This window comes from Erwinia pyri (genome assembly GCF_030758455.1).
Taxonomy (GTDB): Bacteria; Pseudomonadota; Gammaproteobacteria; order Enterobacterales; family Enterobacteriaceae; genus Erwinia; species Erwinia pyri.
Window position 1 is genome coordinate 2,508,203 of record NZ_CP132353.1, and the last position, 14,482, is coordinate 2,522,684.

General features: G+C 48.4%; 14 protein-coding genes and 1 pseudogene. 12 read left to right on the top strand and 3 right to left on the bottom strand.

All coding sequences use genetic code 11. The features are described from left to right. The first annotated feature begins 77 nt into the window (after positions 1-77). The 3 genes from yebS to rsmF all read left to right on the top strand — a co-directional run bounded on the left by yebS (position 78) and on the right by rsmF (position 5,455). Complete coding sequence (gene yebS, locus Q3V30_RS11620; RefSeq protein WP_306205785.1) at positions 78-1,322, top strand: membrane integrity lipid transport subunit YebS; 1,245 nt, start codon at positions 78-80, stop codon at positions 1,320-1,322. Continuing rightward, entirely contained in the window at positions 1,291-3,927 is a 2,637-nt protein-coding gene (locus tag Q3V30_RS11625; protein WP_306205787.1) for a PqiB family protein, read from the top strand. The genes yebS and Q3V30_RS11625 overlap by 32 nt, the downstream gene beginning before the upstream one ends. Positions 3,928-4,015: 88 nt before the next feature. Continuing rightward, positions 4,016-5,455 (top strand): 16S rRNA (cytosine(1407)-C(5))-methyltransferase RsmF, encoded by a 1,440-nt coding sequence (rsmF, locus tag Q3V30_RS11630; protein WP_306205789.1) that lies wholly within the window; start codon positions 4,016-4,018, stop codon positions 5,453-5,455. A gap of 6 nt (positions 5,456-5,461) precedes the next feature. Here the strand turns inward: rsmF and Q3V30_RS11635 are convergent, their stop codons facing one another. Continuing rightward, positions 5,462-6,109, bottom strand: coding sequence for a metallophosphoesterase (locus Q3V30_RS11635; RefSeq protein ID WP_306205791.1), 648 nt, complete (start codon positions 6,107-6,109; stop codon positions 5,462-5,464). Between the two features lie 255 nt (positions 6,110-6,364). Beyond that, complete coding sequence (gene yjbD, locus Q3V30_RS11640; protein WP_306205793.1) at positions 6,365-6,664, bottom strand: DUF3811 domain-containing protein; 300 nt, start codon at positions 6,662-6,664, stop codon at positions 6,365-6,367. 726 nt (positions 6,665-7,390) lie between these two features. On the opposite strand from yjbD, the gene Q3V30_RS22815 reads away from it, so the two are divergent. Both Q3V30_RS22815 and Q3V30_RS11645 read left to right on the top strand, forming a co-directional pair. After that, positions 7,391-7,708, top strand: a complete 318-nt coding sequence (locus Q3V30_RS22815; RefSeq protein WP_487320589.1) for a hypothetical protein — start codon at positions 7,391-7,393, stop codon at positions 7,706-7,708. Between the two features lie 931 nt (positions 7,709-8,639). Beyond that, on the top strand, positions 8,640-10,664 hold the full coding sequence (locus Q3V30_RS11645) for a DUF262 domain-containing protein (RefSeq protein ID WP_306205795.1): 2,025 nt from the start codon (positions 8,640-8,642) through the stop codon (positions 10,662-10,664). 89 nt (positions 10,665-10,753) lie between these two features. On the opposite strand, the gene Q3V30_RS11650 is transcribed toward Q3V30_RS11645, so the two are convergent. After that, positions 10,754-11,596: a helix-turn-helix domain-containing protein gene (locus Q3V30_RS11650; RefSeq protein WP_306205797.1), complete on the bottom strand. Its 843-nt coding sequence runs from the start codon at positions 11,594-11,596 to the stop codon at positions 10,754-10,756. Positions 11,597-11,710: 114 nt separating this feature from the next. Here Q3V30_RS11650 and Q3V30_RS11655 point away from each other — a divergent pair, with 114 nt between their 5' ends. The 7 genes and pseudogenes from Q3V30_RS11655 to Q3V30_RS11685 all read left to right on the top strand — a co-directional run bounded on the left by Q3V30_RS11655 (position 11,711) and on the right by Q3V30_RS11685 (position 14,474). Then, positions 11,711-12,112, top strand: coding sequence for a hypothetical protein (locus Q3V30_RS11655; protein ID WP_306205798.1), 402 nt, complete (start codon positions 11,711-11,713; stop codon positions 12,110-12,112). 31 nt (positions 12,113-12,143) lie between these two features. Next, positions 12,144-12,536 (top strand): phage regulatory CII family protein, encoded by a 393-nt coding sequence (locus tag Q3V30_RS11660; protein WP_306205800.1) that lies wholly within the window; start codon positions 12,144-12,146, stop codon positions 12,534-12,536. Then, positions 12,533-13,042 (top strand): annotated as a pseudogene (locus Q3V30_RS11665) (lysozyme). The gene Q3V30_RS11660 and the pseudogene Q3V30_RS11665 overlap by 4 nt, the downstream one beginning before the upstream one ends. After that, positions 13,039-13,278 (top strand): hypothetical protein, encoded by a 240-nt coding sequence (locus Q3V30_RS11670; RefSeq protein WP_306205802.1) that lies wholly within the window; start codon positions 13,039-13,041, stop codon positions 13,276-13,278. The pseudogene Q3V30_RS11665 and the gene Q3V30_RS11670 overlap by 4 nt, the downstream one beginning before the upstream one ends. 29 nt (positions 13,279-13,307) lie before the next feature. After that, on the top strand, positions 13,308-13,628 hold the full coding sequence (gene lysC, locus Q3V30_RS11675; protein WP_306205804.1) for an Rz1-like lysis system protein LysC: 321 nt from the start codon (positions 13,308-13,310) through the stop codon (positions 13,626-13,628). Further along, positions 13,561-14,025, top strand: a complete 465-nt coding sequence (locus Q3V30_RS11680; protein WP_306205806.1) for a phage tail protein — start codon at positions 13,561-13,563, stop codon at positions 14,023-14,025. The genes lysC and Q3V30_RS11680 overlap by 68 nt, the downstream gene beginning before the upstream one ends. Continuing rightward, positions 14,025-14,474 carry a phage virion morphogenesis protein gene (locus tag Q3V30_RS11685; protein ID WP_306205808.1) on the top strand — a complete coding sequence of 150 codons (450 nt, stop codon included), beginning with the start codon at positions 14,025-14,027 and terminating at the stop codon, positions 14,472-14,474. The genes Q3V30_RS11680 and Q3V30_RS11685 overlap by 1 nt, the downstream gene beginning before the upstream one ends. Positions 14,475-14,482 lie beyond the last annotated feature (8 nt).

Genomic DNA, 14,482 nt, shown 5'->3' on the forward strand with positions numbered 1-14,482 from the left:
TGTCATTACCCTTTTAGGGCGATAAAATTTAACCCCGCCCTGCACCTGCGCTGCCCGGGCCTGAGAATCTCAGGATTATGAAAATACACGCCATTAGCCATGCTCTGCCTCAGGCACGTTATCAGCGTTGCCCCCAATGCGATACCCTTTTTTCCTTACCAGATGTTAAATCCACTCAGTCCGCGCACTGCCCTCGCTGCAATGCCCGAATAATGAATGGTCGTGACTGGTCGATGACGCGGCTCTGTGCCATGGCCGTTACTATGCTGCTGCTGATGCCTTTTGCCTTCAGCGAATCGTTGATGAGCATTCGCCTGATCGGGACTACTATCCGTGCCAGTTTGCTGGAGGGAATAACCCAGATGGCGCAGCAGGGAGATGTGATTACCGCCTCTATGGTGGCCTTTTGCACTATCGGTGCCCCCGCTACGCTGGTGACCTCTATTGCCTATCTCTATTTCGGTCATCGTCTGGGCATGAATCTGCGCCCGGTGCTGCTGATGCTGGACCGGCTGAAAGAGTGGGTAATGCTGGATATCTACCTGGTGGGGATCGCCGTCGCCTCGATTAAAGTAAAGGATTATGCCGATATCACCCCGGGCGCCGGGCTTATCGCCTTTGTTTCACTGACGGTGCTGAGTGTGATCACCCTGATCCACCTGAATGTAGAGCAGCTGTGGCACCGCTTCTATCCGCAACCTCAGCCAAATGTGGCGCTGGAGAAGCTGCGGGTCTGCCTGAGCTGCCACCACACGGGCTTACCGGACCAGCGTGGCCGCTGTCCGCGCTGTCATACGCCGCTCTATTTTCGTCGGCACTTCAGCCTGCAAAAGTCCTGGGCGGCTTTGATCGCCGCCATTGTTTTGCTAATCCCGGCGAATTTACTGCCGATTTCTATTATTTATTTGACCGGCTCACGGCAGGAAGACACCATCCTTTCCGGTATTATGTCGCTGGCATCCGGCAACATTCCCGTCGCAATTGTGGTGTTTGTCGCCAGTATATTAGTGCCATTCACTAAGGTGATTGTTTTGCTGACGTTGCTAGTCAGTATCCATTTCAAATGTGAGCAGGGCCTGAAAACCCGCGTTCGCCTGCTCAGGGTTGTCACCTGGGTCGGACGCTGGTCTATGCTGGACCTGTTTGTTATTTCGTTAACCATGTCGCTGGTCAATCGCGATCAGCTTCTGGCTTTTACCATGGGACCGGCAGCCTTCTATTTCGGCTCGTCAGTCATACTCACTATCCTTGCCGTTGAGTGGCTGGATAGCCGTTTACTTTGGGATGCACATGCAACAGGAAACGCCGACTACACCGATTAACGCGCATATCAAAAGCCGGCGGAAAATTTCGCCCTTCTGGCTGCTACCGTTTATTGCGCTGCTGATCGCAGGCTGGCTCATCTGGACCAATTATCAGGAGCGCGGCACCACCATCACCATCGATTTCGCCACGGCGGACGGCATCGTGCCGGGCAGAACGCCGATACGCTATCAGGGTGTGGAAGTGGGTCTGGTGCAGGGCATCAGCATGACGGACGATCTGCGTACCATTAAAATAAAAGCCAGTATCAAGAGTGATATGAAAGAGGCGCTGCGCGAGGATACGCAGTTCTGGCTGGTGACGCCAAAAGCTTCACTGGCGGGCGTTTCGGGGCTGGATGCACTGGTGGGCGGAAACTACATCGGCATGATGCCGGGAAAAGGTAAGCCGCAGGAAAACTTTGTGGCGCTGGATACCCAACCCAAATATCGGCTCAATACCGGGGAGATGTTGATCCATCTGCATACGCCGGATCTCGGATCCCTGAATACCGGATCGCTGGTCTATTACCGGAAAATTCCGGTGGGCCGCGTCTACGATTACAGTATCAACCCTGGCAACAAAGGGGTAACCGTTGACGTATTGATTGAGCGTCGCTTTACCAATCTGGTGAAGAAAGAGAGCCGTTTCTGGAACGTCTCCGGCGTGAAGGCGGATGTCGGGCTTAGCGGCGCAAAAGTGCAGTTAGAGAGCCTGGCCGCGCTGGTGAATGGCGCTGTTGCCTTCGATTCGCCTGAAGCGTCCGGGCAGGCCCAGTCTGAAGATAACTTCGACCTCTACCCGGATCTAGCTCACAGCCACCGCGGCGTGATCATCTCGCTGGATCTGCCGGGCGGAAAAAACCTTAAAGCTGACAGCACTCCGCTGATGTATCAGGGGCTTGAGGTTGGCACGCTGACTGCTCTGACCCTGCAAGCTGGCGGCAAAGTCACCGGCGAGTTAACCATCGATCCTTCAGTAACCGGCCTGATGCGTACCGGTACCAGAATTGAGATGCGTAGCCCGAAAATCAGCCTGAGCGATACCAGTCTGAGCAGCCTGTTAACCGGCAATACGCTGGAGCTGGTGCCGGGCGAGGGAGAACCACAGGATCACTACACCGTGCTGGAGAGCAATGAGTCGCTGCTGCAACAGCCCAACGCCATTGAGCTGAAGCTGACCGCGCCAGAAAGCTATGGCATCGATGCCGGACAGCCGATTATTTTGCATGGTATGCAGATTGGTCAGGTTGTCAGCCGGACATTGGTTGAACAGGGGGTAACCTTCGCCATTGCCATCGCGCCGGACTATCGTCATCTGGTGCATGGCGACAGTAAATTCATCATCAACAGCCGGCTCGATGTGAAATTGGGTCTGGACGGAATGGAAGTGCTTGGCGCCAGCGCACGGGAATGGGTGGATGGCGGCATTCGGCTTGATCCCGGCAGTAAAGGCAAAGCGAAAGAGAGCTACCCGCTCTACTCGAACGCGGAAAAAGCAGCGGAAGGGATCACTACGGATCAGCTCCCGACGACGTTAACGCTTACCGCTAAAAGCCTGCCGGATGTCCAGGGCGGCTCGGTGGTGCTCTACCGTAAATTCCAGGTTGGTGAAATTGTTGATGTGACCCCACGCGCTAACGAGTTTGATGTGCGGGTGCATATCAAACAGGAGTACCGCAAGCTGCTGACGGAAAACAGCGTCTTCTGGGCTGAAGGTGGCGCACGCGTCCAGTTAAACGGCAGCGGCCTGACGGTTCAGGCCTCCCCGCTTAATCGGGCGCTCAGAGGCGCTATCAGCTTCGATAACCTGACCGGGGCTGGCGCAGGCCTGACCAGCAAAGATAAGCGCGTGCTGTATGATTCGGAAACCGCAGCGCGGGCCGTCGGAAGCCAGATTACGCTGCATACCTATGATGCCACCAAACTGGCTGCCGGGATGCCTATCCGTTACCTCGGCATCACCATTGGCCAGGTAGAGGATTTGGCGCTTAACAAAGATAAAAATCAGGTGATCGCTAAAGCGGTACTCTATCCGGAGTATGTGCAGGACTTTGCCCGACTGGGCAGCCGTTTCTCTGTGGTTTCACCGGAAATATCCGCAGCCGGGGTTAACCATCTGGATACGCTGCTGCAGCCCTATATCAACGTCGATCCGGGTAAAGGCCACGCTCAGCGCACCTTTGAGCTGCAGGAATCCACCATCACCGACGCCCGTTATCTTGATGGTCTTAACGTGATAATGGATGCGCCGGAAGGAGGATCGCTCTCGGTAGGCACGCCGGTACTGTTCCGGGGAATTGAAGTGGGCACTGTGACCGGAACGTCACTGGGCGCAATGGCGGACCGCGTACAGATTACGCTGCGGATCAGCAAGAAATACCAGCATCTGGTGCGTAACAACTCGGTATTCTGGCTCGCCTCCGGTTATAACCTGAAATTTGGTCTGATTGGTGGCGTGGTGAAAACCGGTACCTTCCAGCAGTTTATTCAGGGTGGCATCGCCTTTGCCACGCCGCCGACCATACCGCTGGCTCCACAGGCCACCTCCGGTAAGCACTATCTGCTGGAGGATGAAGAGCCAAAAGACTGGCGTAAATGGGGAACCGCACTCCCCGGAAACTAAGCAGAACGGGCAGCCTGGCGCTGCCCGTTTTTTTTCGTCCTGCCGAATGTGATAAACTCGCCGTACTTATTTTCAGTGGAATTTATCAGTGTCCCTTTCCTCACGCGTGACCTTTCCCGACCCTTTCTTAGAGCAGATGCGCGAGCTGTTGCCCGATGCAGCAGACTTTGACCGTTTTATCGCCATCAGTCAGCAACCCCTGCGCCGCAGCCTGCGGGTGAATACGCTGAAGATCAGCGTGGCGGATTTCCTGACGCTGGTTGCCCCTTATCAGTGGGCGCTGACGCCAATCCCGTGGTGTGAAGAAGGGTTCTGGATAACGCGTGATGATGCAGACAAGCTGCCGCTTGGCAGTACCGCGGAGCACCTCTCAGGGCTGTTCTATATTCAGGAAGCCAGCTCGATGCTGCCTGTGAGCGCCCTGTTTGCTGGCTGCCCACAACCGGAAACGGTGATGGATGTCGCGGCGGCGCCAGGTTCTAAAACCACGCAAATTGCGGCGCGGATGGCCAACAGTGGCGCTATCCTGGCCAATGAATATTCCGCCAGCCGGGTAAAAGTTCTGCATGCCAATCTGAGCCGCTGCGGCGTCAGTAATACGGCAATGACCCATTTCGACGGCAGAGTATTTGGCGCAGCGTTACCGGAAAGTTTCGACGCCATTCTGCTGGATGCGCCCTGCTCCGGTGAAGGGGTTATCCGCAAGGATGCTGATGCGCTGCGTAACTGGTCGCTTGCCAGTACCGGGGAGATTGCCGCGACGCAGCATGATCTGATTGAAAGTGCCTTTCATGCGCTCAAGCCCGGCGGCACGCTGGTCTATTCAACCTGCACCCTGAACCGCAGTGAAAACCAGCAGGTGATTGCCTGGCTGCAACAGGCTTACCCCGACTGCGTGGAGATCGAACCGCTGGGGGATCTGTTCCCCGGCGCTGAGCAGGCCGTCACGCCAGAGGGATTCCTGCACGTCTTCCCGCAGATTTTTGACAGCGAAGGCTTTTTTGTCGCCCGCCTGCGCAAACTGCAGAGTCTTGAGCGGTTACCCGTGCCTGGCTATAAAGTCGGGAAACTGCCCTTCTTCCCCGTTAAACGCGCGGTTCAGAAAGATATTGCCGAGGCAGCAGCAAAGTCGGGACTGGGCTGGAACCCGGAGACGCATACGTTGTGGGAGCGTGATAAGGAAATCTGGCTGTTCCCGGCGGCAATTGAGCCTTTACTGGGCAAGGTGCGCTTTTCGCGTATTGGACTGAAGCTGGCTGAAACGTTCACCAAAGGGTATCGCTGGCAGCATGAAGCGGTCATCGCCCTCGCCCGGCCCGAGGCTGAGAACCGTTTCGAACTCACCCCCGCTGAGGCGGAAGAGTGGTATCGCGGAAGAGATATCTATCCGGAACGTGACTTACCGGCGAATGAGCTGATTGTTACCTGTCAGCATCAGCCGATAGGCCTCGCAAAGCGGGTAGGCAACAGGATCAAGAATAACTATCCGCGGGAACTGGTGCGTGATGGCAAACTCTTCTCTTCTTAACAAGGTTTACTGCACCTGCACCAGGGTGAGCTGATTGCCAAAGACCGCACCGGTATCAATATAGTGCTGGTTGTAGGCTTCCAGCGGGCTTGATAGCGGCGTGTGTCCGAAATAAAACGCATCTGCGCCGCTGATATACTGCCCTTTTCCTTGCTGGAGCCGCTCTATACGGGAGCGGCTCCAGACAACCTTCTCTTCATCCACAGCCTTTCTCAAGACGTAATGCTCTGAAGGATAGTCAGCATGCGCCACCACAATGGTACGTTCCTGAAGCTGGAGATGCAGGATCAGCGGCAGATCGCGGCAGCGATTGATAGCATGTTTCGCCTCCATCATTGCCATGCCTTCAAGGTGATAAAACCACTCTCCCCCGTTTAAGATCCACTGCTGGTGATTACCTCTGTTGAGCGCATTAATGGCCATGACTTCATGATTTCCACGCACGCAGCGGAACCAGGGTTCCTTAAGCAGCGCCAGGCAAGCGGGACTGTCTGGACCGCGGTCAATCAGATCGCCAACGGAGATCAGCAGATCCACCTCGGGAGTAAAGTTCCGCGCCAGTAATTCTTCATCCAGCTTTTCCCTGCATCCATGCAGATCGCCCACGATAAAAATATGTCGCCAGTTTTCGCTATTAAGATGTTGATACAGCATGACTCACCCTGACCCGATTTAACGGAAAATATTGACGGTCGGTTTAAGCATTCCGGTCTAAAGTATAGTCTGTTCAGGGATCAGGAGATTGAGCGCAGATGAGCAGCCGCAAACAATTTTATCTTATGCTGGCTTTGATTACGGCAGGAAGTCTGTTGATTATTGAGGTGTTAGCCCGACTGGTGCATCTGATTATCGTGGGCTGAGGCTGACAGCGCCCAGGCTTGGGAACCTGCTGACGCTGTCGCTGTGGGGTTATCTGGCCTTCAGTGCCCGAGGATTCTTTCTCAGTGAAGCGGACCAGTTAAACTCTTTTACTTCACTCTCTTTTGCTGAAGAGGCTTTACGCGGTTTCTTCGCAATCACCGCTTTGGTGCTCTCTTTCACCACGCGATCCTTCATTACCAGCCTTTTGGCCTCTTTCAGGATATCCTTTTCCTCTTTTTTGCTCGCAACATGGCTTAATTTTAAGGTCAGGCTTTTTACCTTTGCGGCAACCAGCTCTTTTTCAGCTTCCGTAAACTGGTCGATTGAAATCTCTTTATCGCTTTTCATCTCTCTGCTCCTGCCTGAACGATCGGACGCGGATTTTGCGTGACGTTGTGGCCCCATGAGGGTAGAGGGTTGAGAAGAGATAAACAAGTATTCGCTAAAAACCTGTGGGTTTGGCTGCATTTTTTACCTAAAGCGGCCTGCAAATTTGTTAAAACCTCATCGAAACGCGATTGTGCGGATTGCAGGGCTACTGTTCAAACAGGCTTATGGCCAGCTTTCATCTTCGGCGCTCTACAAGCGTAAAAATTGTGATCATCTGGGACGCTTTACGCATGGGTCGGGCAGGTTAATTATCCAATTTGAGATGCGGATATAACCGGTGAGAAGTGCTGTCAGCCTTGTAGTTTCTTACTATATGAAATATGCTTTTTCGCATGCCATAAATTAGGTATAAGATTTAGTAGTTAACCTAATAATTATAATTAATCAGATTATACTACGCCTCAACTTTAAATGACCAAGATCGACTTTCTTATGATGGACTTACAAACACTCCAGTTAAATTATATATCACTGTGTCATAATCTAACTGGGCCACCCGAAAAAAAATCACCACGAGCGATGAAATAAACATATTTCCCACCGACAAAAATAAACCAACTTTCTAATTGATTTACAATGGATCTTCTGTATAAAATCCCCAATAGTTAAATTCTTCCTCTGACTTACCCCAACTAAAAATCTTGGTTGAGCATTGGTGCTCTACCTAAAACTATGGAGTATAAGATGAGTATTTGTAAAATATTATCCAACAATCTATCTTTTACCTCAGGAGCTGGAGCTAATTCAGCAAGAGAAAACTTCTCTGGACCCGGAACTATAGGCAAAGGAGGAGCGCCTAATACCTGCGCGAATAATATTGGGATGGGTTCAATCTTAGGTGCCATTACTGGTATAGCTGGCGGCCCTGCAGGAGTTATTGCAGGCGGCGTGTTTGGCGGCCTTACGGCTGGATTAGGTAGCTGCAATATCAGCCCTTACAACGATAGCAACGGTGGAGGCAGGAGTGGTGGTCCTGATTATGGGGGACAGTGCACTTGGTAAATGAGAGTATTACAGAGAAATCACAGCTATCCAGGCAACGATCTAAGAAAGTCAGATATAACATTATTACTGTTTTCTGGATAATGACTACGGGATTGATGCTGAGGAATGTTCCCCTTCCTACGGAAGATTTACTCCATAAGCCTATAGTTTTATTAACCTGGCTTTTCTTGATAATTGGTATCAGATCGTTCTTTAGCTTTTTATTTAAAATAGTGGATTGGTACAATGCGAATTAGTACCTAAAGGGTCCTGGTCGGGCCCTTTCTCTTTTTAATCACCAATGATTAATAAATTCCAGCGAGTTAAATGTACTAATCATTGTCATCATTTTGTTTTGTGAGATTTTATCTGGCTTATCATTTTCAAAAACTCAATTCCATACCCCGCTTTCATGAGATCCTGAGCCTACCTGAATAATCGCAGGACAAAGAAAGCAGGTGGATTTTTTCAATGATACTACCTCGGCACAAAATACTTAGAATGAGTAAAACTCAACCTGAGTTTCATGCGGTGAAAATTACGTGATGATATAAACCGGGAGCAGAATTTCGAAAATTCCGGCATATTAAAATTTAAATCATTGAATTTTAAATAAAAAAAAAGACCGAATACTCATATATCTCTTTAAAATTATAGATTTAAGTGGAAATATGGCGACAGATTGGCTCAAAATTATTGATGTTACATTATTTATTAAAGTAATTTGCAACAACTTCTTAACTGTAAAATTTTAGTTAACCTCAACCAGACTTGTTGAGTCGACATGTTTTCCAAACCACATAAATGGTACAGCTAAGGTCCCAAAGTGAAGAAATTAATATTTCCCCTTTAAAAACAATGAGTTGGATAGGAAAAGGAAGTATTGACTCATTTCTATCTTCTGATATCTTAACTTTTAAAATCAATCTAAGTAACTAAAGGTATCAGAATGGATTCAAATCTTATTTCTATTTCGAAAATTTTCACTGAAAAACTTTTAAGAATACCAGATTATCAGCGAGGTTATGCATGGACAAATAAAGAGGTTTCAGAATTTTGGAATGATCTAACTTACCTTGAAGCTGATAAAAATCATTATGTTGGAGTTTTAACTTTAGAGGATGTGCCAGCAAAGAACATTGAAATTTGGGTGGAAGATCATTGGATTATTCGCTCAAAAAGCTTCCATCCTTTTTATATCGTCGACGGTCAACAAAGGATAACCACAATAATAATACTCATACAATCAATCATTGAAGAAGTTTCCTCTCGTGGTGATGATATAGCTTTGAATTATACTGACATAGTTGACATTAGAAGAAAGTTTATATTCGAGGAAAAAAGTAAGACAAGTTCAAGATCTTACCTTTTCGGCTATGATAAGGATAACCCAAGTTATGAGTTTCTTAAACGGAAAATATTTCTAGAAGAATCGCCAAATTCTGGTTATATAGAAAATACCATTTATACTCAAAACCTTTCAAATGCTAAAGATTTTTTTGCACAAAAACTAACTCATTTAACAATATCAGACATTGAATTAATATATAAGAAAATCACCCAAAATTTCCTTTTCAACACATATTCCTTAGATGAAGAGATTGACACTTACGTCGCGTTCGAAACAATGAATAACAGAGGAAAACCTTTATCTCATTTAGAATTATTGAAAAACAGATTAATTTACTTAACCACTAAAATAAATGAAGATGAATACCATAAGAATTCATTAAGACATTCCATTAACGAGTGTTGGAAGTCTATGTACCATTTTTTGGGACGTGCCATGACTAATAGATTGGATGATGACACATTTCTTTACCACCATTCAACAATCTATTTTAAAGAGTTAGAAATCCCTAGAGATGTACAAACAGATGAAGATGCTAATATTGTTAAGCTATATGACATACCTGTATACAGGCATGAAATTGAAAAGATAAGACATAATGATTTTGCACGAATCCATCTTAACAACAGAAGTGTCCTTTTGGACGATATCTTCTCGGCAAAACCAATTGACGACGAGAGCCGTAACCATGAGATAACTATTGATGCGATCACGAGTTATGTAAGAAGTCTTAAAAAGTCAGTTGAAACATGGTACTACATCCATAACCCAAGCCAAAGTCAATGGGAGCCAGAAATAATAGAGTGGCTTTCCAAAATAATTAAAATTGAAAACTGGAAATTCATACGCGTATTGTTACTAGAAGTTTTGAATAATAATTACGAACCAAAGGATGTTATCGTTTGCCTGAAACAGCTCGAGCGCTCGTTATTCGTCCAGACAATGATGTATCATTACATATACTCTGACTCAACAGAGTATGTTCCCCTTGCATTATGTCTAAAGCGTGATAAAGACATTAAAAGTATAGCCGGAAAGATAAAACATAATACGGATCGATTGCTTAAGGTAGAAAATTTACCCGTCGGGTTCAGGACTTCATTCAAAAATGGCGATTTTTATAACTGGCCTGGAATACGCTATTTCTTATATCAATATGAATATAGTTTAAAATCAAAAGTCAAAGCTGATAGAATTAAGCTCCCTTGGGAAGAGTTTTCACGCCTTGAACACGATAAAGATTTTAAAACCATAGAACATGTATATCCACAAAAATCCACTGGAAAGTATTGGATGGATGTGATGAAAGGTATTAAACCAAAACAAAAGAAACAATTAAAAAATTCCCCAGGAAACCTGCTTCCTCTTTCGCATGCTAAAAACGCCTCTTTATCTAATAAATCCTTCCATGACAAGAAGAAAGATTACAGAAATGGTTGCTACAACGAAATCGCCCTAACTGAATTAGAGGATTGGGGTAAAGAGGAGATACAAAACCGTACAGTGGAATTAATGTATTTTCTAGATACTAACTGGGATTTAGGTTTGTGTCCTGCAAGTATCATTAAGGACATCAACAAAAGACGAGAATTTTATCTTAACTTCTTGAATTTAAATTTCTAAATATGTATTTTTTATGGGCCACGACCAATCATGTGGCCTTCATTAATTCACTTTTTTAAAGCGTTTGTAAGTTACAAAAACTGTAACTTCTAAACATGTTTTTCAAAAGTAAATAAGACCACTCCATAAGATTGAATATCAGCAGCTGAGCACTCATAACTTATAGAGATATTTGTAAGTCTCAATTTCCCCCCAGGTAATCGCGAGATGTCGAAGACATCATATACACCATCAACCGCTACAAGCCAACGTCCACTCCCTAACTCATCCTGAGATTTGTCAATAAGCCATGAATACTTAATACCTTCAATATATTCTGCATCACATAAAGTCGTACTGAACAGGCTGATATCACCAATCCAGTATCCAGCCTCCTTTAAGCGGCCAGATTCATAACGTAATTTTGGTATTTTTCTTACGACTTGGTTGAAAAATTCATTGCTGGTTGACTCACCTTTCCCTGTTGCCAACCATTGTAGAGAAACACCCGTATCAAGTGCGCAAGCCACAACAACGTCACCGGGAAAATAATCTCGCCGTACCCAGGTGCTTACAGTTCCTGATGAAATATCGAGAAGCTCACATAACTGTTTTTGCAACGTGAAGCCATAAGCATCCATGATTCTGCGAAGCACTGGCCTGCCACCATTGGACATGATTTTTTCATAAAGAGCCTTTCCTCTACCAAATGGTTGGGAACCATGAGAACTTGCTTTTGCAAGCTCACCTGAAACCAACCATTGCAAATCGGCTCCTGTATCAATGACGCACTTGATTATTGAGTTACCCGGAACATTGTCACGCTGATTCCAACCGCTAATGTTATTGGCGGGGATACCTAATGCCAGAGCCAACTCTTTTTGCGTCCTGACCCCGTAAGAAGACATCAATCTTTCAAGCACTTCGGTACTTTTACCCATCTCATCAATCATAAAAAACACCACTAGGTGATAAATAATCATTTACTTAATCGTTTTTACGATCCAAAGTGCACTCACACCACATGAAACACTGTAGAATGAAACGATACAAAGGGATACTGCGATATGCATACTCAAAATGCAAACAACCAGAACGCATTTGACTTAAACCAATCACCTGAAATGATCGCAAATATTACCTCAGCGCTTATGCCTGTGCTCAGTGCCGCCGTGAATGCCGCTGTTGAAAAGGCAATGGTACTAAGCACTTCAGCAACGATGTCCAAGGAAGATTTTGCTGCAGCAGACGGGATTAGTAAGTCAGTATTAGAAAAATGGATTGCCAATGGCATTGTGTTACTCGCTCCAACTCCTTCAACAACTTACACGCAAAACCGCAAGAATAAGAAAACCGGTGAGGTTAAGGAAACCACCATGTCCAAGCACGGCAACCCACTAATCAACGTAGCTGCGTGGCGCGAGAAGAATCGCCAACACACTCTTAACTGCCGTTACATCAAACCTTAACTTGATTATGCAAGCTCAAGGAATGAACTCCATGTTTGATTTTCAGGTTTCCCAACAATCGCACTATGAAAATGCCTGTCGGGCTTTTGCCTCCCGCCACAACATCCGTGAGCTGGCCGACAAGGTTGGTATGAATCAGCAGACTTTACGCAACAAACTGAACCCCGATCAGGTGCATCAGCTTACTGCGCCAGAAATCGCAATGCTGACCGACGTTACTGAAGATGCCACGCTGATCGATGGCCTGCTGGCGCAGATGAAATGCCTGCCAGCCGTACCAATGAATGAAGCCAAAGCAGAACGCATGACGCATTACGTTATGCAGGCAACTGCTGAGCTGGGGAAAGTTGCAGCTGCAGCCGTATCCGGCGAAAGAATGACAGCCTCACGCACAAGCGCTTTCATGGAAAACGTTAACCAATGAACTCCTTCGCTAAGCGCTGCGCCGTGGTTGCGGTGCTGGCCGTCGCAACGATGCTGCCAAAATTCCAGACGCTGAAAACCTCCAGTGACGGTCTGGCGCTGATCGCCAATACTGAAGGGTGCCGCACATCGCCTTACCAGTGCAGCGCGGGCGTGTAGACTAACGGAGTCGGCCACACCCTGGGCGTTACGCCTGCAAGCCAGGTCAGCGAACGGCAGGCGGCAGTCAATCTGATTGATGATGTGATCCGCGTTGATCGCGGCATTGCGCAGTGTATGCCAGTGACAATGCCTCAGCAGGTTTATGACGCAACCGTGTCGTTCGGTTTCAACGTCGGCGTGCGGGCCGTCTGTCAGTCCACCTTTGCCAGGCACATCAACGCCCTTCACTGGCGGGCGGCGTGCAACGAGCTGCGGCGCTGGGTTTACGTGGACGGCAGAGTTAACCGTGGCCTGCAGAACCGCCGGGCAAACGAGACGGCTTACTGCCTGAAGGGGCTGCAATGATCCGCTTCCTCATCGTCCTGTCTGCCCTGCTGCTTGCGGGGCTGGGGTCAGCCTGCTGGCAACTGAACACCACGAAAACGGAGCTGACCAGCGCCCAACGCATTATCGGCACGCTGTCTGCCGGGATTGAAAGCCGGGATAAAGCCATTGCCCGGATGAATGACGAGGCAAAAGAGGGGCAGATACGCGAGGCTAAACTGCGGCTGATGCAGGGCCAGGCCAGTCTCTGCCCTTAACCGTGAACTGCAAATACAGAGAGAAACCGATGCGAGCGAAGACCTTCGCGGCTGGTCTGCTGCTGTCCTGCCTGATGATGTTATCCGACTGCACAGTCGCCCCGCCTTCAGTAGCGCCCGAGATTATCTGGACTGGTTGTCCACGCGTGACAAGCTGCCCGTTCCCGGCAAACAGCCTGCAGACGCAGGGCGATCTGGCGGCTGATAACCGCCGGTTAGAGGCTGCGCTTGCATCGTGCGGGCTGCAGATCGAAATCATCAAAGACTGCCAGGAGGAACACGATGTTAAAACCAGCCCAACAGCGAAAGGTACTGACCGACTGCGTGCCGCATCTGCAGACCAATCCTGACAGCCTGAATATGTTCGTGGACAGCGGGCGCATTGTCTCAACGCTTGCCGCCTCGCTGTCCTTTGAGGATCAGTATCAGCTCAGTCTCGTTATCACCGATTATCCGGGTAACGTCGATTTGCTGATTGTGCCGATACTGGCCTGGCTGCGTGAGAATCAGCCCGACATTATGGCAACCGAAGAGAAGCGCAGGACGGACTTCACGCATGAGGTGGATATCATCAGCGACACCCTGATCGATATCAGCATTAAGCTGCAGCTGACTGAGCGCGTGATTGTGAAGCAGGTTGACGGTGGGCTACATGTTGACCGCGTGCCTGAGCCGCCACTGCCGGATGACGTTTCCCCGCCAACGCAACTTTATCTTTCCGGCCAGCTTATCAGTGAGTGGCTGTGATGAGTGAGCTACAGGCCTTTGATGACCGACTGTCGGCGCTGATAAATAACCTTTCCCCTCAGCCACGCAAGCAGATGGCCGCCGCTATTACCAAACGCCTGCGCGCCAGTCAGCAACAGAATATCAAGCGCCAGCAGGCACCGGACGGCACGCCATTCAAGCCCCGAAAGCGTCAACCACTGCGCAGCAAAAAAGGCCGTGTGAAACGAGAGATGTTTGCCAAACTCCGCACCGCGAAATACCTGAAAGCTAAAGGCAACAGTGATGATGCCGCCGCACAGTTTGCCGGCAATGTGCAGCGCATGGCCCGCGTGCATCATTGCGGCCTGCGTGACCGGGCAACCAAAGGCGGCAAAGAGGTGCAATACGATGCGCGCACCCTTTTAGGTTACAGAAATGAAGACTTAAATATGATTGAAGAAATCATATTCACTACTTTATCAAAATAACCATATTA